Below are 7,034 nucleotides of genomic sequence, written 5' to 3'. Positions count from 1 at the left end.
GATGGTGCGGGCCGGGCGGGCGCACCCCGACCGGGTCGCGATCAGGGGCGGCAGCGCCGGCGGGTTCACCGCGCTCGCGGCCGTCACGCCCGGCACCACGTTCAAGGCCGCGACCTCCTACTACGGGGTCAGCGACCTCACCCAGCTCGTCGCCGAGACCCACGACTTCGAGTCCAAGTACCCGTTCGGGCTGATCGGCCCGATCCCCGGCTACGAACGCACCTACGAGGAGCGGTCCCCGCTCGGCCGCGCCGACCAGGCGTCCTGCCCGGTCCTGCTGCTCCAGGGGCTGGAGGATCCGATCGTCCCGCCCGCGCAGTCCGGCCGGTTCGCCGCCGCGCTCGCCGAGACCAAGACCCCGTACGCGTATCTGACCTTCGACGGCGAGTCGCACGGGTTCCGCCGCGCCGAGACCCTCATCACCTGCCTGGAGTCCGAACTGTCGTTCTACGGGCAGACCCTCGGCTTCACCCCGACCGGGATCCCGCCGCTCACCCTCAAGTCCGGCGACCCGCTCCCCGCCTGACGGGCTCCGCGCACCGCCTGGTCAGAGTTCGGCCAGGCGGCCGGCGAGGAAGGCGCGTTCGGCGTGGTTCTCGGTGAGGAGCAGGTCCTCGGTGTAGGCGTGCCGGGAGCGCCACCGGAACGGCGCAGCACGTCCTTGACCAGGGCGGTCCCCTCCTCGATGGCGTCGTGGTCCCAGCGGGTCCTGTCCTGGTCGGCGAGCAGCACGAGCCGTCCCTGATCGTCGAGCCTGGCCTCCCTGCGGGCGTCGGTCAGCAGGATCAGCGCCAGCAGCCCCGTCACCTCGGGATCGGGGGCCTCGACCAGGTGGTAGCCGCCCAACGCCTCCTTCGGGATCAGCGTGCGTACTCCGTGGCGCGGGACTCGCGGACGACCGTCACCCGGATCTGGCCGGGGTAGGTGAGCTCGTCCTCGACCTGCTTGGCGATGTCGCGGGCGATCACCTGGGCCTGGATGTCGTCGACGGAGTCCGGTTTGACCATCACCCGGATCTCGCGTCCCGCCTGCATCGCGAAGACCTTCTCGACCCCCTCATGGGTGGTCTTGGCGATCTCCTCCAGCCGCTCCAGCCGCTTGACGTACGCCTCCAGCGACTCGCGGCGCGCCCCCGGACGTCCGCCGCTGATCGCGTCGGCCGCCTGGGTGAGGACGGCCTCGACCGTCCTGACCTCGACCTCGTTGTGGTGCGCCTCGATCGCGTGCACGACGTCCTCGTGCTCGCCGTACCGGCGGGCGATCTCCGCGCCGATCAGGGCGTGGCTGCCCTCGACCTCATGGGTGAGGGCCTTGCCGATGTCGTGCAGCAGCGTGCACCGCTTGACCGACTCGACGGGGAGCCGCAGCTCGGCCGCCATGATCCCGCCCAGATGGGCGGACTCGATCAGATGCTTCAGCACGTTCTGCCCGTAGGACGTCCGGTAGCGGAGCCGGCCGAGCAGCGCGATCAGATCGGGGTGCATCTCGGTGATGCCGAGTTCGACCAGGGCGTCCTCACCGGCGCGCACGCACAGGTTCTGGACGTCGGTCTTGCTGCGCTCGTAGATCTCCTCGATCCGGTGGGGGTGGATCCGGCCGTCCAGGACGAGTTTCTCCAGGGTGAGCCGGCCGACCTCGCGCCGCACCGGGTCGAAGCAGCTCAGCAGCACGGCCTCGGGGGTGTCGTCGATGATCAGGTTGACCCCGGTGACGGCCTCGAACGCGCGGATGTTGCGGCCCTCACGGCCGATGATCCGGCCCTTCATCTCATCGTGTGGCAGATGCAGCACCGACACGACCGACTCGGTGGTCTGCTCGCTGGCGACCCGCTGCACCGCCAGGGTGACGATCTTGCGGGCGCGGGTCTCGCCTTCTTCCCTGGCGGCCTGCTCGATCTCCCGGACGGTCAGCGCCGCCTCGCGTTTGGCCTGGTTGCGGATCTGCGCGACCAGCTCGGCCTTGGCCTGCTCGGCGGTGAGCTGCGCGGCCTGCTCCAGCACCTTGGTGCGCTGCTCCTCGGCCGACGCCACGTCCAGCTCGCGTTCGGCGAGCTCCTTGGACCTGTCGTTGAGCCGCTGGACGCGGTCCTCGCCGCGGCGCTGCTCCTCGTCCAGCCGCTGCTCGCGGTCGGCCAGCCGGCTCTCCCTGCGCTCCAGGTCCTCGCGGAGCGCGCGCAGATCGTCCTTGGCCGCGCGTGACTGCTCCGCCAGCTCGGTGCGGGCCTGCGCGACGGCCTCCTCGGCCTGCTGGAGTGCGCGTTCCTCGGCCTGGGCGAGCAGTTCGGGCGACGGTTCACGCCCGTTCGGACGGCGTAGCAGCACCACCGCGAGCAGCACCAGGGAGACGAGCAGCGCCGCTCCCATCACGACGCTCTCCATGGTGAAGTCCTCACCGATCTATAGAAATCCGCTACCGCGGAGTGACTTCATGGTCTCGATCCGGCAACCGTAAGGCGACCGGACTTCAGGGGCAAGCAAAGCACTGGCAATACGGGTGTTCCGTACAGGTCATCCGATACCCGTCACCAGCGGTTCCATGCGTGTGATTTCCCGATGAAGATCCAAAGTAGCCGGGCGTGTCAGGAGCTGACACACTGTGCGACGTGAGGCTGACGGCGTTCTGGAACAAGATGAGACAGCAGTTCGGTGAGGACTACGCCGAGAGCGTCGCCAAGGACTACGTCATCGCCGAACTGGGCGGCCGTACGGCCGCCCAGGCACTCGCCGAGGGCATCGACGTCAAGACGGTGTGGCGTGCGGTGTGCGCGACCTTCGACGTCCCCGACCGGCTCAGATGACGCTGACGGCCGTCACGACACCGATCATCACGTAGGTCACGGCCAGCATCCAGGTGCCGGGGTGGAGCTCGGACTCCCTGCACAGGTCCTTGATCTTCAGGCCGATGATGAAGTTGAAGACCAGCATCGCCAGCACCTGGGCGAGGATCCCGACCAGCCCGTAGACGACCGTGGCGATCAGCCCCTCGGCCAGCGCGGCGTCGGTCGCGTAGATCGACGCCGACACGATCACCCCGACGGTGATCATCGCGGCGGTGGCGAGCAGGGTCGCGTTCGGGTTCCGCTCGTGCCGGATCACCGAGACGAGATGGCCTGGCGTGGCGAGGTCGATGACGTAGAAGCCGACGACGAACAGGACCAGGCCGACGACCGCGTAGGCGACGATGGCGAGGATGTTGTCGCCCAGCACGTCGCCGAAGGCGCTGTCGAGAGCGAGTGCCATGGAGGCTCCTTTTACCGGGGGATTCTGTGGGGGACGAAGGACGAGGTGTCGTCGGTGATCAGACCGGAGGTCTCGCGGATGCCGATGCCGGCCGCTTCCTCGCCGACCACCCACGCGCCGATCACCGGATGCTGGCCGTCGAAGTCGGGCAGCGCCTGGAACTCCTGGAAGACATGCCCCTCGGCGCCGTACCGGCCCTCGGTGGCCTGCCGGAAACCCGGAGTGACGATCTCCATCGCGGCGCCCTCGCGGCCCAGCAGCGGCTTCTTGATGTAGGACTTCATGTTGCCGGGCGTGTCGAGGTAGGCGCGCAGCAGATTGGGATGGTTCGGGAACAGCTCCCAGAGCACGACCAGCAGGCCCTTGTTCGACAGGAGCATCTTCCACATCGGCTCGACCCAGTCGGTCTCGTCGATGTGGGCGCCGAACTCCTCGGCGACGATCCACTCCCACGGGTAGAGCTTCCAGAGCGTCTTGATCTCGTTGAGCGCGTTGTCGCGGAAGTCATGGCCGTCCCAGCCGATGTCCTGCATGGTGATGCCGACGCCCAGACGGCCCGCCTGCTCGGCGGTCTCCTTCATATAGGCGGCGGTCATGAACTCCTCGCCCGACTCGTCGTCCTCGGTCCACGCGAAATGGACGGGGCCCTGACGCAGCGGAAGCGCCTTCCAGCGGTCGACGAGCCGTTCGTGGAGGGAGTTCCACTGGTCGTCGGCGGGGAAGACGTCCTCCTTCCAGAACCACTGGATGATCGAGGTCTCGACGAGGGAGGTCGGGGTGTCGGCGTTGTACTCCAGCAGCTTCGGCGGGGCGACGCCGTCGTAGCGCAGATCGAACCGGCCGTGGACGTGCGGGTCGCGCCGCCGCCACGACGCCTCGATCGCGGGGACGATCCGGTCGGGGATGCCGAGGACGTCGTAGCGGCCGGACTTGACGATGTAGGCGGCTGCCTCCATGCACATCCGGTGGAGCTCCTCGACGGTCTCCTCCAGGCGCAGCACCTCGTCCATCTCGAAGGTGTAGTGCACCGACTCGTCCCAGTACGGACGGGTCAGGTTCTCCGGATGGGACGTGCGGTGGTAGGCCAGCCCCTGCGCCTCGATGAGCTGCTCCCAGCCCGTCCTGGGCTCGGACCTCTGCCTGCGCACGGTCAGCTTCCGCCGCTGCCGGAGCCGCCGAAACCGCCCTTGCGGATGGTCGAGCCGCTGCTGGTCTTGATGCCGCCCTTCTTCGGGCGGAGCGTGGTGCCGCCGGAGATGTGGCTGCCGTTGCGGTGGTAGGCGTTGTAGTACCAGAACGTGCTGTGCGTGGAGCCGTTGCTGGAGTAGGTGCCGCCGTCGTCGTCGCAGTACCTGTCGGGGACGACCTCGTAGTCGCCCTTGGCGTCGGGGCCGATCACGCAGTCGGCGGTCGAGTCGTCCTCGAACGGGTCGCAGGCGACGAAACCCCAGGTGGCCAGAGCGGCGGAGACCACGCCCAGCGCGCCGATCTTGACCGCGCGCGAGCTCAGACGACGCTCTGACATGGGGGTCCCTCCGGTGGAAGCGATGCCCGGAAATCCTAGTAGGGCATATGTCACTCATGTGACTACTTCTGCATCACTTCGGTTCCGAATGACGCGGAATCGGGACGGCCCGGAATCAGGTCGGGTCCGGGAGGTGGAAGTAGAGGTCCCCCACGTCGGCTCCGGCGGCCAGTTCGCTCACCTGGCCGTCACCGACCTCCACCACCCGCCACCGGCCGTCGGCGCGGCGGGCCAGATCCGTGGTGACGAAACGGCAGCCCAGCGAGCGGACGGCCGGGCGGACGTGCTCCAGCTCCGGATCCGGGACGTCGTCGGGGGCGTCGGGATGCGGGCCGACCAGGACCGGTTCGCCGTCCACCCACCACACCCGGCACTCCGCGGCGCCCAGCGGCTCGAACTGGCGCAGCACCAGACCGCCGGCCAGGAACGCGCCCTGGAGCTCGATCATCCGGGCGACGGACGCGGCCAGGGCGTCGGCGTCGCGCAGTTCGGGGATGTAGCAGGCCTCGTGCCACTCGTGCTTGCGGGACTTCACATAGTCCTTGATCAGGCCGGGGCCCGGGGGAAGCAGTTCGGCGGCCGCGCGCAGGGCCGCCGCCGACGGGAGCTCGTGCGGGTTCAGCGGCAGCCAGGAGCTCTTCGGGGTGAGCCCGGCGAACGTGTCGTACCAGCCGGGGAGCTCGTGGGCGCGCTGGTAGCCGTCCGGCGGGGTCATCAGCGGGGTGCCGCGCGCGGCGAGCGCCTTGGACAGGTCGTGGTACTCCGCCGAGGTGACCATCCAGCCGCGGTACCAGACGGGGCCGAGCGACCGCGGCACCCGCTTGACGGCCTCCGCGGTCTCGCCGTGCTGCAGGAGATCGTGGTCGAGCAGGACGGGGGTGCCTCCGGTGGCGCGCACCGTGTCGGCCTCGCGGGCGAAGTGCTCGTCCACCCGCCTCGGATCGAGGGGGTCTCCGCAGAAGAGGACGGTCAGGGTCATCGGTTGGCCCCCGGGAAGATCGCCTGGCTCGCGGTAAGCGTACGTCGCTTTTGGGTGACTCCGCAGCCGTATTCCCGGACGAATCAGCGAGCCTGTCCGTGATCGAATGGATGTTCGGTAGAGTGTCCTCCGCGACGGGGCCGCATTTTGTCAGTGGGCTCTCGTACCGTCGGTTCCAACATGACGAAGACGACGAAGACTCCGACCCGACAGGGGCAGACCATGGCACCAGGAAACGACCGCGAGAAGGCCCTCGAGACGGCCCTCGCCCAGATCGAGCGGCAGTTCGGCAAGGGCTCGATCATGCGCCTCGGCGAAGACGTGCGCGTACCGATGGAAGTGATCCCCACCGGGGCCATCTCCCTCGACATCGCGCTGGGCATCGGCGGCCTGCCGCGCGGCCGCGTCATCGAGGTGTACGGCCCGGAATCCTCCGGTAAGACGACCGTCGCGCTGCACGCCGTCGCCAACATGCAGAAGAAGGGCGGCATCGCCGCCTTCGTCGACGCCGAGCACGCCCTCGACCCCGACTACGCCGAGAAGCTGGGCGTCGACACCAACGCGCTGCTGGTCTCCCAGCCCGACACCGGCGAGCAGGCGCTGGAGATCGTCGACATGCTGGTGCGCTCCGGCGCCGTCGACCTGATCGTCATCGACTCCGTGGCGGCCCTGGTGCCCCGCGCCGAGATCGAGGGCGACATGGGCGACAGCCACGTCGGCCTCCAGGCGCGGCTGATGTCGCAGGCGCTGCGGAAGCTGACCGGCGCGATCAACCAGACCAAGACCACCGTGATCTTCATCAACCAGCTGCGGGAGAAGGTCGGCGTCATGTTCGGCTCGCCCGAGACGACGACGGGCGGCCGGGCGCTGAAGTTCTACGCCTCCGTCCGGCTCGACGTGCGCCGGATCGAGACCCTGAAGGACGGCACCGAGCCCGTCGGCAACCGGGTCCGGATCAAGGTCGTCAAGAACAAGGTCGCGCCGCCCTTCAAGGTCGCCGAGTTCGACCTGCTGTACGGCGTCGGCATCAGCCGCGAGGGCGGCCTGATCGACCTGGGCGTCGAGCACGGCTTCGTCCGCAAGTCGGGCGCCTGGTACACCTACGACGGCGACCAGCTCGGCCAGGGCAAGGAGAACGCCCGCAAGTACCTGAAGGAGCACGCCGACACCGCCGAGGAGATCGAGAAGCGAATCAAGGAGAAGCTCGGCGTCGGCCCCCGTGTCGACGCCCCCGCGGACGCCGCGGCGCCCGAGGCTCCGGCCGCCGCCGAGGCTCCGGTCCCCCCGGCCC

At 69.0% G+C, this 7,034-nt stretch carries 9 protein-coding genes; 3 read left to right on the top strand and 6 right to left on the bottom strand.

The window, feature by feature from the left end; all coding sequences use genetic code 11:
• Positions 1–526 (top strand): prolyl oligopeptidase family serine peptidase (locus ACYVE7_RS26080; protein ID WP_460368112.1); only part of this gene is annotated, 526 nt, incomplete at its 5' end.
• On the opposite strand, the gene ACYVE7_RS26075 is transcribed toward ACYVE7_RS26080, so the two are convergent.
• Together ACYVE7_RS26075 and rny are read right to left on the bottom strand one after the other, a co-directional pair.
• The gene (locus ACYVE7_RS26075) at positions 448–846 is read right to left on the bottom strand and encodes a DUF6596 domain-containing protein (RefSeq protein WP_460368110.1); all 399 of its coding nucleotides are present in this window, start codon (positions 844–846) and stop codon (positions 448–450) included. The two genes, ACYVE7_RS26080 and ACYVE7_RS26075, sit on opposite strands and share 79 nt — an antisense overlap.
• A gap of 14 nt (positions 847–860) precedes the next feature.
• Positions 861–2,378, bottom strand: a complete 1,518-nt coding sequence (gene rny, locus ACYVE7_RS26070) for a ribonuclease Y (protein WP_460368108.1) — start codon at positions 2,376–2,378, stop codon at positions 861–863.
• 224 nt (positions 2,379–2,602) lie between these two features.
• Between rny and ACYVE7_RS26065 the strand changes: the two genes are divergently transcribed.
• Entirely contained in the window at positions 2,603–2,797 is a 195-nt protein-coding gene (locus tag ACYVE7_RS26065; protein ID WP_460368106.1) for a DUF3046 domain-containing protein, read from the top strand.
• Here ACYVE7_RS26065 and ACYVE7_RS26060 read toward each other — a convergent pair.
• The 4 genes from ACYVE7_RS26060 to ACYVE7_RS26045 form a co-directional block, all read right to left on the bottom strand.
• A complete protein-coding gene (locus tag ACYVE7_RS26060; protein ID WP_460368104.1) occupies positions 2,790–3,239 on the bottom strand; it encodes a DUF350 domain-containing protein in 450 nt (149 codons plus the stop codon). The two genes, ACYVE7_RS26065 and ACYVE7_RS26060, sit on opposite strands and share 8 nt — an antisense overlap.
• An 11-nt stretch (positions 3,240–3,250) precedes the next feature.
• On the bottom strand, positions 3,251–4,387 hold the full coding sequence (locus ACYVE7_RS26055) for a glutathionylspermidine synthase family protein (RefSeq protein ID WP_460368102.1): 1,137 nt from the start codon (positions 4,385–4,387) through the stop codon (positions 3,251–3,253).
• Positions 4,388–4,389: 2 nt separating this feature from the next.
• Entirely contained in the window at positions 4,390–4,764 is a 375-nt protein-coding gene (locus ACYVE7_RS26050) for a hypothetical protein (protein WP_460368101.1), read from the bottom strand.
• Between the two features lie 115 nt (positions 4,765–4,879).
• On the bottom strand, positions 4,880–5,743 hold the full coding sequence (locus tag ACYVE7_RS26045) for an ATP-grasp domain-containing protein (protein ID WP_460368099.1): 864 nt from the start codon (positions 5,741–5,743) through the stop codon (positions 4,880–4,882).
• A 222-nt stretch (positions 5,744–5,965) separates the two neighbouring features.
• Here ACYVE7_RS26045 and recA point away from each other — a divergent pair.
• Positions 5,966–7,034, top strand: a 1,069-nt coding sequence (gene recA / locus ACYVE7_RS26040; protein WP_460368114.1) for a recombinase RecA, incomplete at its 3' end; no start/stop codon positions are given.

It is taken from the genome of Actinocorallia lasiicapitis, assembly GCF_054778695.1.
The sequence above is the reverse complement of the archived record's forward strand: the minus strand, read 5'-3'. Positions and strand labels throughout refer to the sequence as shown.